The organism is Streptomyces zingiberis (assembly GCF_012034935.1).
GTDB classification, from domain to species: domain Bacteria; phylum Actinomycetota; class Actinomycetes; order Streptomycetales; family Streptomycetaceae; genus Streptomyces; species Streptomyces zingiberis.
Window position 1 is genome coordinate 90,262 of record NZ_JAATEN010000010.1, and the last position, 12,472, is coordinate 102,733.

Below are 12,472 nucleotides of genomic sequence, written 5' to 3' on the forward strand. Positions count from 1 at the left end.
CGAGCCGGCCGCGGCCCGTGGCGCGGCGAGGCCGGGGAAGCAGTGGCCGGGACCGGGTGAGCGGTGGGCGGGATCCCTCGTCCCCGCACACCGCCCTGTGACGGGCGTCGCACTCCTGCCCGACATGGATCGGGGCGCCGGACGGCGGTCCCGCTCCCCGGTAGGGTGACCCGGTCGTCGTCCGCACCGAGGCCCCCACCGGAGACCGTGACTACCACCGGCACCACGTCCCACCACCTCTCGCCCGCCTTCCCCGGCCGCGCCCCCTGGGGTACCGCCAACAAGCTGCGCGCCTGGCAGCAGGGGGCGCTCGACCGGTACATCGAGCAGCAGCCGCGGGACTTCCTCGCGGTCGCCACCCCCGGCGCGGGCAAGACGACCTTCGCGCTCACCCTCGCCTCCTGGCTCCTCCACCACCACGTGGTCCAGCAGGTGACGGTGGTGGCGCCCACCGAGCACCTGAAGAAGCAGTGGGCGGAGGCGGCGGCCCGGATCGGGATCAAGCTCGACCCGGAGTACTCGGCCGGCCCGCTCGGCCGCGAGTACCACGGCGTGGCGGTGACCTACGCGGGGGTCGGCGTCCGCCCGATGCTCCACCGCAACCGGATCGAGCAGCGCAAGACCCTGGTGATCCTCGACGAGATCCACCACGCCGGCGACTCCAAGTCCTGGGGCGAGGCGTGCCTGGAGGCGTTCGAGCCGGCCACGCGGCGGCTGGCGCTCACCGGCACGCCGTTCCGCTCGGACACCAACCCGATCCCGTTCGTCGCCTACGAGGAGGGCCCGGACGGCGTCCGCCGCTCCTCCGCCGACTACACCTACGGCTACGGCAACGCGCTGAACGACGGTGTCGTCCGCCCGGTCATCTTCCTCTCCTACAGCGGCAACATGCGCTGGCGCACCAAGGCCGGTGACGAGCTGGAGGCGCGGCTCGGCGAGCCGATGACGAAGGACGCCGTCTCCCAGGCGTGGCGGACCGCGCTGGACCCGCGGGGGGACTGGATGCCGAAGGTGCTCCAGGCCGCCGACCACCGCCTCGGCGAGGTCCGCAAGGCCATCCCCGACGCGGGCGGGCTGGTGATCGCCGCCGACCAGGACTCGGCGCGCGCCTACGCCAAGCTGCTCCGGGAGATCACCGGCACCTCCCCGACCGTCGTGCTCTCCGACGACACCGGTGCCTCGCAGCGCATCGACGACTTCAGCGCCTCGCAGGACCGCTGGATGGTCGCGGTGCGCATGGTCTCCGAGGGCGTGGACGTGCCGCGGCTGGCCGTCGGCGTCTACGCGACGACGATCTCCACCCCGCTGTTCTTCGCGCAGGCCGTGGGGCGTTTCGTCCGCTCCCGGCGGCGTGGCGAGACGGCGTCCGTCTTCCTGCCCACCATCCCCGACCTGCTCGGCTTCGCCAACGAGATGGAGACCGAGCGGGACCACGTCCTGGACCGCCCGAAGAAGGGCGGCGAGGAGGACCCCTACGCCGAGGAGGAGAAGCTCCTCCAGGAGGCGGAGAAGCAGCAGGACGAGGAGACCGGCGAGCAGGACGCGCTGCCCTTCGAGGCGCTGGAGTCGGACGCGGTCTTCGACCGGGTGCTCTACGACGGCGCCGAGTTCGGCATGCAGGCGCACCCGGGCAGCGAGGAGGAGCAGGACTACCTGGGCATCCCCGGGCTGCTCGAACCGGACCAGGTGCAGATGCTGCTCCAGAAGCGGCAGGCGCGGCAGATCGCGCACAGCCGGCGGAAGCCGGCCGAGGAGGCCGATCTGCTGGAACTCCCGGCGGAACGGCGGCCGGTGGTCACCCACAAGGAGCTGATGGAGCTGCGGAAGCAGCTCAACAGCCTGGTCGGCGCCTATGCCCACCAGAGCGGCAAACCGCACGGCGTGATCCACACCGAGCTGCGGCGGGTCTGCGGCGGTCCGCCGAGCGCGGAGGCCACGGCCGGGCAGCTCGGGGAGCGGATCAAGAAGGTCAAGGAGTGGGCCACCCGGATGCGGTGAGGCCCGGGACCTCTCCCGGTCCGCCACCGCGCCCGCGTGTCCGGCCTCGGCCGGGTGTGGGCGGCGTGGCTGGGCGGGGTGCGGCTGCGGGCAGGCGCGGCGGTGTCCGTGGGCCGGTCCGGGCCGGGTCCGGCCCGGACCGTTGCCGCCGCTGTTCGGGGTCCGTTCCTGTCCGTTCCCGCCCGGGCGGGCCCGTTTCCGGCTGTGTTCCGTCTGCGTTCCGGCTGGTTTCCGGCTGCGCGGGGCGTTCCGCCTTCCCCGCCGTCCACCTCCGGGTGCCCGTTCGGCGTCCGCGTGGTGATCACCGGTCGGCCCAAACGGGATGAATGGGTACGGGAATGCCCGGATTCTGGACGGCCCCTTCCGCTGAGCGGGACAGGTCAGTAGCGTTCCGCTCACTCAGACGCACCGTGGCAACCCCGCCATGGTGCGCAGCCGGTGCCAAGCGACCGGCGGCCTCTCCGCGCGCTGCCGCTGGGACCGGCATCGCACCTGCCGTGAGAAGCCGCCGCCACTCACCCGAGGAGGGGGCGTCGTGACCGCGGAGACGTCTCAAACGCTCGACCGAGGACTGAGGGTCCTCAAACTGCTGGCCGATACCGACCACGGCCTGACCGTGACCGAGCTGTCGAACAAGCTCGGCGTCAACCGGACGGTGGTCTACCGACTTCTGGCCACCCTGGAACAGCACGCGCTCGTCCGCCGTGACCTCGGTGGACGCGCCCGGGTCGGCCTGGGCGTGCTGCGCCTGGGCCGGCAGGTCCATCCCCTGGTCAGAGAGGCCGCGCTGCCCGCGCTGCGCTCCCTGGCCGAGGACATCGGGGCCACCGCCCACCTGACCCTGGTCGACGGCACGGACGCGCTGGCCGTGGCGGTGGTCGAACCGACCTGGACCGACTACCACGTCGCCTACCGGGCCGGGTTCCGTCATCCGCTGGAACAGGGCGCGGCGGGGCGGGCCATCCTGGCCGCCCGGCAGAACCCGGGCACGGACCCGGGCTTCTCCCTCACCCACGGCGAGCTCCAGGCCGGGGCGAGCGGGGTGGCCGCGCCGCTGCTGGGGGTGACGGGGGTGGAGGGCAGCGTCGGTGTGGTGATGCTCGCCGACTCCGTTCCCGAACGGGTGGGGCCGCGCGTGGCCGACGCGGCCCGCGAGGTCTCCGACGCGCTGCGCTGACCCTCCCGGGGGGTCTCGTCCCGAACGGGCCCCCGGCCGTCCGGCGGGGGGCCGCGGGTCCACTAGATTCACCCCATGCCCGCCGTGACCCGCTCCCGGATCCTCGCCGCCTGCGCGGTGCCCGTTCTCGCCCTGTTCGCGGTGGCGGCCCTCGCGCCGCTGCCGTTCAGCCTGGCGGAGCCCGGCCTCACGGCCGATGTGCTCGGTGAGCGGAAGGGCGAGAAGGTGATCACCGTCTCCGGCGCCGAGACCCGGCGGACCAGCGGTGAGCTGCTGATGACGACCATCGCCGCCACCGGGCCGGACGCGGACGTGGGCCTGGCCGACGTCGTCGACGGCTGGTTCCGCTCGGACCGCGCGGTGATGCCCCGCGACTCGGTCTACCCCGTGGGCGAGAACCCGGAGGAGATCGAGCGGCACACCCGCGAGGAGATGAAGCAGTCGCAGGACACCGCGACCGCCGCCGCGCTGGACCTCCTCGACCGCTCGCCGAAGAAGGTACGGGTGACGCTGCGGCTGGCGGACGTGGGCGGGCCCAGCGCCGGGCTGATGTTCGCCCTCGGGGTCGTCGACACACTGGACGGGGACGGCCGCGGCGGTGACCTGACCGGCGGCGCGACGATCGCCGGCACCGGCACCATCACCGCCGACGGCCGGGTCGGCCCGGTCGGCGGGGTGCCGCTGAAGACCCAGGCCGCCGCGCGGGACGGCGCGACGGCCTTCCTCGTGCCCAAGGCGGAGTGCGGGGACGCCGCCAAGGAGAAGCCGGCGGGGCTGCGGCTGATCCCGGTCACCAGCCTGAAGGGGGCCGTCACCGCCCTCACCGCGCTCCGGGACGGCGGCCGGGTCCCCACCTGCTGAACCTGCTGTACCCGCTGTACCCGCTCAACTTGCTGACGGGCGCAGCCCGGCGGCCCGCCCGCACCGGGCCGGGAGGCCCCCGGGCCGGTGCGCTCACCGGCCACGCGTCAGCCGCCGGGGCCCCGTCCCGCCGTCTCCCCGTCCGCCGCCGCCTGCCGGACCAGGGGGACGATCCGCAGTGGCACCGGGTTCTCCATCACGATCGCCGTCGCGGCCCGCACGATGCCGGAGAACCCGACCACCAGGTCGATCACCCGCTGGAGGTCGGCGTTGGAGCGGGCCACCAGCCGGCAGAGCATGTCGCCCTCGCCGGTGATGGTGTGCAGCTCCAGCACCTCCGGCACCCCCGCCAGATGGGCCCGGACGTCCGCGCCCTGCCCCTGCTTGATCTCCAGCGTGGCGAAGGCCGTCACCGGGTAGCCCAGCGCGGCCGGGTCCACGTCCGGGCCGAAGCCGCGGATCACGCCGCCCGCGCGCAGCCGGTCCAGCCGCGCCTGCGCCGTCCCGCGGGCCACCCCCAGCCGCCGGGACGCCTCCAGCACCCCGATCCGCGGCTCCTGGGCCAGCAGCTCCAGCAGCCGGCCGTCCAGCGCGTCGATCCCCATGGTCACCCTCCAGCGGTGGTCACCCTGTGCAGATGGTCCGGCATTATCGCCTGCTCTCTGTGCAGAATGTCCAGGGGAAACGCGAACTATTGCGCACCTTGTGAACCGCGGAGACGCTGATCACATGACTGAGACGATGAACCAGACCCCGGTCACGGCCCGGCAGGCCGACCCCTTCCCCGTGAAAGGGATGCACGCCGTCGTCTTCGCCGTCGGCAACGCCAAGCAGGCCGCCCACTACTACTCGACCGCCTTCGGCATGAAGCGCGTGGCCTACTCCGGACCGGAGAACGGCTCCCGCGAGACGGCCAGTTACGTCCTGGAGTCCGGCGGCGCCCGCTTCGTCTTCACCAGCGTCGTCAAGCAGTCCACCGAGCACGGCCGGTTCCTCGCCGAGCACGTGGCCGCGCACGGCGACGGCGTGATCGACCTCGCCCTGGAGGTGCCGGACGTCCGCGCCGCCTACGCCTACGCCGTCGAGCACGGCGCCACCGGGCTGGAGGAGCCGCACGAGGTCGGCGACGAGCACGGCACCGTCGTCCTCGCCGCCGTCGCCACCTACGGCGAGACCCGGCACACCCTGGTGCAGCGCGTCGACTACACCGGTCCGTACCTCCCCGGCTACGTGGCCGCCGAGCCGGTGGTGGAGCCCCCGGCCAAGCGGTTCTTCCAGGCCATCGACCACTGCGTGGGCAACGTCGAACTCGGCCGGATGAACGACTGGGTGGGCTTCTACAACCGCGTCATGGGCTTCACCAACATGAAGGAGTTCGTGGGCGACGACATCGCCACCGAGTACTCCGCCCTGATGTCGAAGGTCGTCGCGGACGGCACCCTCAAGGTGAAGTTCCCGATCAACGAGCCCGCCGTGGCCCGGAAGAAGTCGCAGATCGACGAGTACCTGGAGTTCTACGGCGGTCCCGGCGTGCAGCACATCGCGCTGGCCACCAACGACATCGTCGCCACCGTGCGCGGGATGCGCGCCGCCGGCGTGGAGTTCCTCGACACCCCCGACTCCTACTACGACACCCTCGGCGAGTGGGCCGGCGAGACCCGGGTGCCGGTGGCGGTGCTCCGCGAGCTGAAGATCCTCGTCGACCGGGACGAGGACGGCTACCTCCTGCAGATCTTCACCAAGCCGGTCCAGGACCGGCCGACGGTCTTCTTCGAGCTGATCGAGCGCCACGGCTCCATGGGCTTCGGCAAGGGGAACTTCAAGGCGCTCTTCGAGGCCATCGAGCGGGAGCAGGCCCGCCGCGGCAACCTCTGACGGCCCCGGGCCCCGCACGCCGCCGCCCACCCCGCCCCCGGGCGGGCGGCGGCGCGCGGCCGTGCGCGGCGCCGGGCCCAACTCCCCGCGCGGATCGGGCCGTCCGCCCGTCTTCCCAGGGGCAGGGACGGCTGTCACCCTGAGCCCATGGACCGCTTGATCGAGAAACTGCGCGGCGGCCTGCCGCCCGAGGCCGTCCTGACCGACCCCGACGTCACCGCCGCGTACGCCCACGACCACGCGAGTTTCTGCCCCGCCGGCGCGTCCGCCGCCGTCGTCCTGCCCCGCACCGTGGAGCAGGTGCAGCACGTGATGCGCACCGCGACGGAGCTGCGCGTGCCCGTGGTGCCCCAGGGCGGCCGGTCCGGCCTGTCCGGCGCCGCCAACGCCTCCGACGGCTGCGTCGTCCTCTCCCTCGCGCGCATGGACCGCATCCTGGAGATCGACCCGGTCGAGCGGACCGCCACCGTCGAACCCGGCGTCGTCAACGCCGTGCTCTCCCGCGCCGTCCAGGAGAAGGGCCTGTACTACCCGCCGGACCCGTCCAGCTGGGAGATGTGCACCATCGGCGGGAACATCGGCACCGGCGCCGGCGGCCTGTGCTGCGTCAAGTACGGGGTCACCGCGGAGTACGTCCTCGGCCTGGACGTCGTCCTCGCCGACGGGCGGCTGCTGCGCACCGGCCGCTCCACCGCCAAGGGGGTCGCCGGCTACGACCTCACCCGGCTCTTCGTCGGCTCCGAGGGCAGCCTCGGCGTCGTGGTGCGGGCCGTGCTCGCGCTCCGGCCGCACCCGCCGCGCCAGCTCGTCCTGGCCGCCGAGTTCCCCGGCGCCGCCGCGGCCGGGGACGCCGTCTGCCGGATCATGGCGGGCGGCCACACCCCCGCGCTGCTGGAACTCATGGACCGCACCACCCTGCGGGCGGTCAACGCCATGGCCAGGATGGGCCTCCCGGAGTCCACCGAGGCGCTGCTGCTGGCCGGTTTCGACACCCCCGACCCGGCCGCCGACCTCACCGCCGTGGCCGAGCTGTGCACCGCCGCGGGCGCCACGGAGGTCGTCCCCGCCGCCGACCCGGCCGAGTCCGAGATGCTGCTGGAGGCCCGCCGGCTCGCCCTCCGCGCCCTGGAGGGCGTCCGCTCCGCCACGATGATCGACGACGTGTGCGTCCCCCGGGGCAAGCTCGCCGCGATGCTCGACGGCACCGCCGCCATCGCGGAGAAGCACGACCTGGTCATCGGGGTCTGCGCACACGCCGGCGACGGAAACACCCACCCGGTGGTCTGCTTCGACCCCGCCGACGAGGACGAGTCCCGCCGCGCCCGCGCCTCCTTCGACGAGATCATGGCCCTGGGGCTGGAACTCGGCGGCACCATCACCGGCGAACACGGCGTCGGCATCCTCAAGAAGGAGTGGCTCGCCCGCGAACTCGGCCCCGTGGGGCTGGAACTCCAGCGCGGGATCAAGGAGTTGTTCGACCCGCTGGGGCTGCTCAACCCCGGAAAGCTGTTCTGACGGCGGAGGTCACACGGCGGTCGGCGGTCAGTGAACGGCGGGCGGTGAACGGCGGGCGGCTGCCGCGGGCCCGCCCCGATGCGCCGGGCCGGGCCCCGCCGGCGTTCCGCCGCACGCGCCGGCCGGTCGACAGGTGTCGCGCCGGGGCGCCGCGGCCCGTCACACCCGCCCGCGGCCGGGCCGCCGGCGCCGTCGCCCGGGTGGCTCCGCTCAGACCGCTCCGTCGGAGCTCTCGTCGTAGGGCGTGGCGGCGAGCAGCTCGCCCAGCGCCTCGTCGAACGAGACCTGTTCGAGCTCCCGGCCCGGCTCCACCAGCCGCAGCGTCCGCTCCAGCCACGCCGACACCGGGGCCACCGGGGCCAGCAGCACCGCCTCGCCGTCCGGCGAACGCAGCGTGATCCGCAGCGTCCTGCGCCCATCCGACCGCTCCGGCCGGATCCGCACGTCACCCTCGCCCGCCGGGCGGAGAACCCCGTCGACCAGCAACTCCCGCGCGAACGTCCAGTGGACGGGCGTCTCGGAGCCCACATGGAAGGTGACGTGCACGGCGTACGGGTCGTCCGTGCGGTAGACCAGCCGCGCGGGCACCGGCACGCTGCGCTCCGGCGCCAGCAGCAGGCCCAGTTCCAGTTCCCTCTCCACCACGGTGTGCATGAACTGCCGTCCTTTCCTTCGGTGCGGCGGCCGGGCGACGGGCCGCACGGAGCGGAAGCCCGTATCTCACCGTTCAGTACGCGGTTTCCCGGAAATCTCTCGGAGATCCTCACCAGTCCGGACCGTCTCCGCGGCGGACCCCGGTGCACACTGACGCGAAGGTGGTGCGTACCCCGGGAGCCGCCCGGCAGGCGTCCGGTTCTGGTACATGTGGACACCGCGCCGGGCCGCGCGTGAGCAACGAGAGGCCGGGCCGACGTACACCACTCCGCCCGCGGGGAGATCGCCCCGCGCGGACGGCCGAGCAGATACGGGACCACGGACAATGAGCGCCGCAACCTCAGGATCCGCCGACGGCAGCCCGGCGCCGGGCTATTACCCCGACCCGTCCATCCCGGGGTACATCCGCTACTGGAACGGCGCCTCCTGGGTTCCCGGGACGAGCCGTCCGGCCCCGGCCGAGGGAGAGCCGGCACCCCCGCCGCCGGGCGGAACCCCGGCGCCTGCCCCGGGGCCTGCCTCCGGGCCGGTCGTGCCGGGCGGCGCGGAGGCGCCGGGGGGCCAGGGACCGGTGGAGGCGCCGGGGAACTCCGGGGGCCCGCACGGCTCAGGGGCGACGGCGGACGCGGGCGGTCCGGAGGGCGCGGGGGCCTGGGGGGCACCGGCGCAGGCGCCGCCCGCCGGGCCCGCGGGGCAGGCTCCGCCGGTCTCGGCCGGGCCCTCACCGTCGGCCTCGCCGTCGCTGTCGCCGTCGCCGTTTCCGGCGCAGGTCGCTCCGGCCGGGACGGGAGCCGCTTCCGCCGGGCCGGAGCAGGACCAGACCGGGCCGGTGTACTTCGACGAACTGCCCGAGGCCGCCGCGGCGCAGCGAGGGGACGGCGAGCCGCCGGCTCCCCTCGCCCGCTGGGAGCGGCCCGCCGCCGGGGGCGCCGGACCCCGCGGTCCCGGCGGTGCGGCGGGTCCCGGGGGCGCCGTGTACGGCGATGCGGCGCCCGGTGGCGCGGCGGCCGATGGAGCGACGCCCGGTGGCGCGGCGCACGGTGAATCCGCCCCCGGCGGCCCGGTGTCCGGTGACGCGGTCGCCTCCGGCGGTGACACCGCTCCCGGTGGCGCGGGTGGCTCCGGCGGCCCCGGCCCTCGTGGTCCCGGCGGGCCCACCCTCGGGCTGGGCCGGGCGGCGCCGGCCGGCGGTGCCGCCCCGGGATCGCGCCCGGGCGGCGGGCCCGCGCCTGCCGCCCCGGCCCCGTCCGCCCGTGAGGGCACGATGGCGCTCCGGGCGAGCGGCCCGCACGCCCCGCCCCGCACCCCGGCCGCCCCGGACCCGCGGGCGGCCGCCCCGGGCGGCTCCGGGACGGGCACGGCCGGTCCCGCTCCGGCGACGGGGCGCGACGGGGCACCGGGCCCGGACGCCGCCGGGCGTCCCGGAGAGCCCGCGCCCCCTGGGCAGCCCGCAGGATCCGGGCACACCGGCCAGGCCGGAGAGGCCGGGCACGCCGAGTGGCCCGGGCACCCCGCCGCTCCCGGCGGCGCGCCGGAGACCGGCGCGCCCGCCCCGTCCGGACCGGTGACGGCACCTCCCGCGGCGGCCCCCGCGGAGCCCTCCACCGCGCCGGCCGCGGGCATCCCCAGTGGCCTGCCCGTCCGGACCCCGGGCGGTCCCACGCCCGGCGGCAGCGCCCCGGGCCCGCAGCGACCGGCGCCCCACCCCGCCGGCCTCGCCGGTCCCGCCGGTGCGCCGGCGCCGGGCACGCCGCCCGCGCAGGGACCGGCCCGGGCGCCCGGCGCCGGGCCGGCCGCCGTTCCCCACGGCCCGGCCGCCGCCGCACCGGCCGCGGGGGCCCCGGCCGCACTCCCCGGACCGCCTCGCGACGCGGTTCCGTCCCTGCCCCCGGGACCGGCACCCGCCCCGGCGCTCCCTGCCCCCGGTCCGGCCCGTCCGGAGCCTGCCGGGGAGCGGGCGGCGGCCTCCTGGCCGCAGCAGGTGCAGCGACTGGCCCGGTCCGACCAGGGCGGCCGGTCCGGTCCGTCCGCCCCGGCCGGTCCGTCCGGTCCGGTGACGCCCTGGCGCCCGCCGGTGGACGACCCGTTCCTGCGGGCCGCCCGGGACCAGGCGGCGGCCCGGCCCGCCGGTCTCGGGCGCCGCCTCGCCGCCCGCCTGATCGACATGGCCGTGCTGGGACTGCTGCTCGCGGCCGCAGCCGTGCCGCTCGGGGTGCGGACCGCCGACCACATCGGCGCCAAGATCGAGCAGGCCGAACTCACCGGCGAGACGGTCACGGTCTGGCTCCTCGACACCACCACCGGCGGCTACCTCGGGATGTTCCTCGCGGCGCTGTTCGCCGTGGGCCTCGTCTACGAGGTGCTGCCCGTCGCGCGCTGGGGCCGGACGCTGGGCAAGCGGCTCTGCGGGGTGCACGTCCGCGGCATCGAGTCGCACGACACCCCGAGCCTGGCCGAGTCCTTCCGCCGCTGGCTGGTCCGGACCGTGCTGGGGCTCCTGGTGATCGGCGTCGTCAACGTGGCCTGGTGTCTCTTCGACCGGCCGTGGCGGCAGTGCTGGCACGACAAGGCCGCGCGGACCTTCGTCGCCGCCGACACCTGAGCTGCCCCGGGACCCGCCGCAGGTCGACGCTCCCCAGCCCCCGGGTCATGGAACGGCGAGCCACGGAGCCGGGACCGGAGCGGCGCCTGCCGCCCGGGTCGGGGCGGGTTGCCCCGGCCTCCCCCGGACAGCCCGCCCCGGGCTGCGCGCCGCCGGTCCGCGCGGTCGACTGACGGGCATGAGCAGTGATCGGCCGGAGTCACCGTCCGGCGAGCCGCCGGAGCGCGACCCCTTCCGCCCGCCCCCGCCGGAGGGCGGTGACCAGGCGCGGGACCACCCCTCCGCGGGGGGCGGCCCGGGCAGCGCCGTCCCCGGCGGCGGTCCCTACGGGCCCGGTGGCGGCCCTTCCGGCGGCCATCCTCCCGGTGGGCCGCCGCCCGGGGAGCCCGCGCCGGGTGAACCCGGAGGCCCTCCGGGCCCGCCACCGCCCGGCGGCTACGGCGCCCCACCCGCCGGGGGCTACGGGGCCCCGCCCGCCGGCGGCTACGGAGCCCCGCCCGGCGGCCCCTACGGAGCGCCGTACGGAGAGCCCTACGGAGCGGCCCTCGGCCGGGCGCCGTTCCCCGGGAACCCGCCGCTGGCCAACCGCGGGCGCCGGCTGCTGGCCCGGATCATCGACGCCCTGCTGATCGGCGTCCCCGTCGGGCTGCTGGCCGGCGGCCTGGCCACGGGGTTCCGCTACGACTACGACGTCGACTCCTCGGGCGCCGCGTCCGGCGGGGCGGGGAACGCCGCCTGGGCGGCGTCCCAACTCGCGATCGTCGCCGTCTACTTCGTCTACGAAGGGGCGATGCTGAGCCGCTACGGCCAGACGGTCGGCAAGATGCTGCTGCGGGTGCGGGTCGCGATGCTGGCGGGCGGGGCGGTCCCGGCGGGCGGCCCGGGCTGGGCCCGCGCGGCGGTGTACTCACTGCCGCAGGTGGTGCCCTGCTTCGGCTTCTTCTTCTGGCTGCTCAACGTGGGCTTCTGCACCTGGGACCAGCCCTGGCGGCAGTGTCTGCACGACAAGGCGGCGAAGACGGTGGTGGTGGCCGTGGACCGCCCCGTGCGCTGACCGCGCCGAGCCACCGGCCGGACGCCCCGCCGGGCCCTGCCCACCGGCCGGCCCGCCCCACCGGCACGGACACGGGCCCGGACGCCCGGCACGAGGGGCCCACGGCAGGCGGAGCCACAGCGGAGACACTGCGGAGCCATGGCGGAATCAGGCCGGAATCAGGCCGGAATCACGGCTGCCGTAGAACGGTGGGCCCGGACGGCGCAGCGGCGGGAGGGGCCACCGGGCGCCGGTGGCCCCTCCCGCCGCTGCGGTACGGCGACGGTGTGTCAGCCGTGGGCCGAGTGCGCGCCGGCACCGGCCCGCTGCCGCTCCGCGCGCCCGGCGGCCCCCTGCGCGGGGAGCGCCGCCGCGGGCACGGCGGACGAGCGGGTGGTACGCGACGGCCCGGCCGCCGCGCGCGAGGCGCCGGACAGCGGCACCGTCACGGCGACGAACAGGCCGAGGGCCAGCCCGGCGAGGGCGATGGAGGCGATGCCGACCACGGAGCGGGTCTCGGAGAGAACCAGCATCAGCAGCGTCGTGCAGACGACGGTGGCCGAACCGGAGGCGAACTGTGCGGCAGTCGGACGCGGCATGGCGATATCCGTCCTCGGAAGTCTCGGGGGAGTTGTCGAGTCGTCGCGCCTCCCCGGGACGGTCGGGGGCCGGCATGGGGGGAGGGCCGTGCCCCGTCGGCGCCGCGGGGGAAACGCAGCGTTCGCGCCGTTTCATGACTCTACGGTGCTCTCTGCCC

General features: G+C 75.9%; 10 protein-coding genes. 7 read left to right on the forward strand and 3 right to left on the reverse strand.

The window, feature by feature from the left end:
* Nucleotides 1-207: 207 nt before the first annotated feature.
* From HCK00_RS14980 to HCK00_RS14990, 3 genes are all read left to right on the forward strand, one after another.
* The gene (locus HCK00_RS14980; RefSeq protein WP_168102435.1) at nt 208-1,998 is read left to right on the forward strand and encodes a DEAD/DEAH box helicase; all 1,791 of its coding nucleotides are present in this window, start codon (nt 208-210) and stop codon (nt 1,996-1,998) included.
* Between the two features lie 535 nt (nt 1,999-2,533).
* Nucleotides 2,534-3,175: an IclR family transcriptional regulator gene (locus HCK00_RS14985; RefSeq protein WP_168102436.1), complete on the forward strand. Its 642-nt coding sequence runs from the start codon at nt 2,534-2,536 to the stop codon at nt 3,173-3,175.
* Nucleotides 3,176-3,250: 75 nt separating this feature from the next.
* Nucleotides 3,251-4,036: a S16 family serine protease gene (locus tag HCK00_RS14990; RefSeq protein WP_168102437.1), complete on the forward strand. Its 786-nt coding sequence runs from the start codon at nt 3,251-3,253 to the stop codon at nt 4,034-4,036.
* Nucleotides 4,037-4,143: 107 nt separating this feature from the next.
* On the opposite strand, the gene HCK00_RS14995 is transcribed toward HCK00_RS14990, so the two are convergent.
* A complete protein-coding gene (locus HCK00_RS14995) occupies nt 4,144-4,641 on the reverse strand; it encodes an Lrp/AsnC family transcriptional regulator (protein ID WP_168102438.1) in 498 nt (165 codons plus the stop codon).
* A 124-nt stretch (nt 4,642-4,765) separates the two neighbouring features.
* Here HCK00_RS14995 and hppD point away from each other — a divergent pair, with 124 nt between their 5' ends.
* Both hppD and HCK00_RS15005 read left to right on the forward strand, forming a co-directional pair.
* The gene (gene hppD / locus HCK00_RS15000; RefSeq protein WP_168102439.1) at nt 4,766-5,911 is read left to right on the forward strand and encodes a 4-hydroxyphenylpyruvate dioxygenase; all 1,146 of its coding nucleotides are present in this window, start codon (nt 4,766-4,768) and stop codon (nt 5,909-5,911) included.
* 147 nt (nt 5,912-6,058) lie between these two features.
* The gene (locus HCK00_RS15005; RefSeq protein ID WP_168102440.1) at nt 6,059-7,426 is read left to right on the forward strand and encodes an FAD-binding oxidoreductase; all 1,368 of its coding nucleotides are present in this window, start codon (nt 6,059-6,061) and stop codon (nt 7,424-7,426) included.
* Between the two features lie 210 nt (nt 7,427-7,636).
* Here HCK00_RS15005 and HCK00_RS15010 read toward each other — a convergent pair whose 3' ends face one another.
* The gene (locus tag HCK00_RS15010) at nt 7,637-8,080 is read right to left on the reverse strand and encodes an SsgA family sporulation/cell division regulator (protein WP_168102441.1); all 444 of its coding nucleotides are present in this window, start codon (nt 8,078-8,080) and stop codon (nt 7,637-7,639) included.
* A 2,074-nt stretch (nt 8,081-10,154) separates the two neighbouring features.
* Here HCK00_RS15010 and HCK00_RS28495 point away from each other — a divergent pair.
* Both HCK00_RS28495 and HCK00_RS15025 read left to right on the forward strand, forming a co-directional pair.
* Nucleotides 10,155-10,682 carry an RDD family protein gene (locus tag HCK00_RS28495; protein ID WP_311765332.1) on the forward strand — a complete coding sequence of 176 codons (528 nt, stop codon included), beginning with the start codon at nt 10,155-10,157 and terminating at the stop codon, nt 10,680-10,682.
* A 178-nt stretch (nt 10,683-10,860) separates the two neighbouring features.
* Entirely contained in the window at nt 10,861-11,736 is an 876-nt protein-coding gene (locus HCK00_RS15025; RefSeq protein WP_168102442.1) for an RDD family protein, read from the forward strand.
* A gap of 269 nt (nt 11,737-12,005) precedes the next feature.
* Here the strand turns inward: HCK00_RS15025 and HCK00_RS15030 are convergent, their stop codons facing one another.
* Nucleotides 12,006-12,314 (reverse strand): hypothetical protein, encoded by a 309-nt coding sequence (locus HCK00_RS15030; protein ID WP_168102381.1) that lies wholly within the window; start codon nt 12,312-12,314, stop codon nt 12,006-12,008.
* Nucleotides 12,315-12,472 lie beyond the last annotated feature (158 nt).

What these genes read in the sequence shown, in the direction of transcription:
- HCK00_RS14990 (WP_168102437.1), top strand. Translation starts at nt 3,251, where the DNA reads ATGCCCGCCGTGACCCGCTCCCGGATCCTCGCCGCCTGCGCGGTGCCC.
- HCK00_RS14995 (WP_168102438.1), bottom strand. Translation starts at nt 4,641, where the DNA reads ATGGGGATCGACGCGCTGGACGGCCGGCTGCTGGAGCTGCTGGCCCAG.
- hppD (WP_168102439.1), top strand. Translation starts at nt 4,766, where the DNA reads ATGACTGAGACGATGAACCAGACCCCGGTCACGGCCCGGCAGGCCGAC.
- HCK00_RS15005 (WP_168102440.1), top strand. Translation starts at nt 6,059, where the DNA reads ATGGACCGCTTGATCGAGAAACTGCGCGGCGGCCTGCCGCCCGAGGCC.
- HCK00_RS15010 (WP_168102441.1), bottom strand. Translation starts at nt 8,080, where the DNA reads ATGCACACCGTGGTGGAGAGGGAACTGGAACTGGGCCTGCTGCTGGCG.
- HCK00_RS15025 (WP_168102442.1), top strand. Translation starts at nt 10,861, where the DNA reads ATGAGCAGTGATCGGCCGGAGTCACCGTCCGGCGAGCCGCCGGAGCGC.
- HCK00_RS15030 (WP_168102381.1), bottom strand. Translation starts at nt 12,314, where the DNA reads ATGCCGCGTCCGACTGCCGCACAGTTCGCCTCCGGTTCGGCCACCGTC.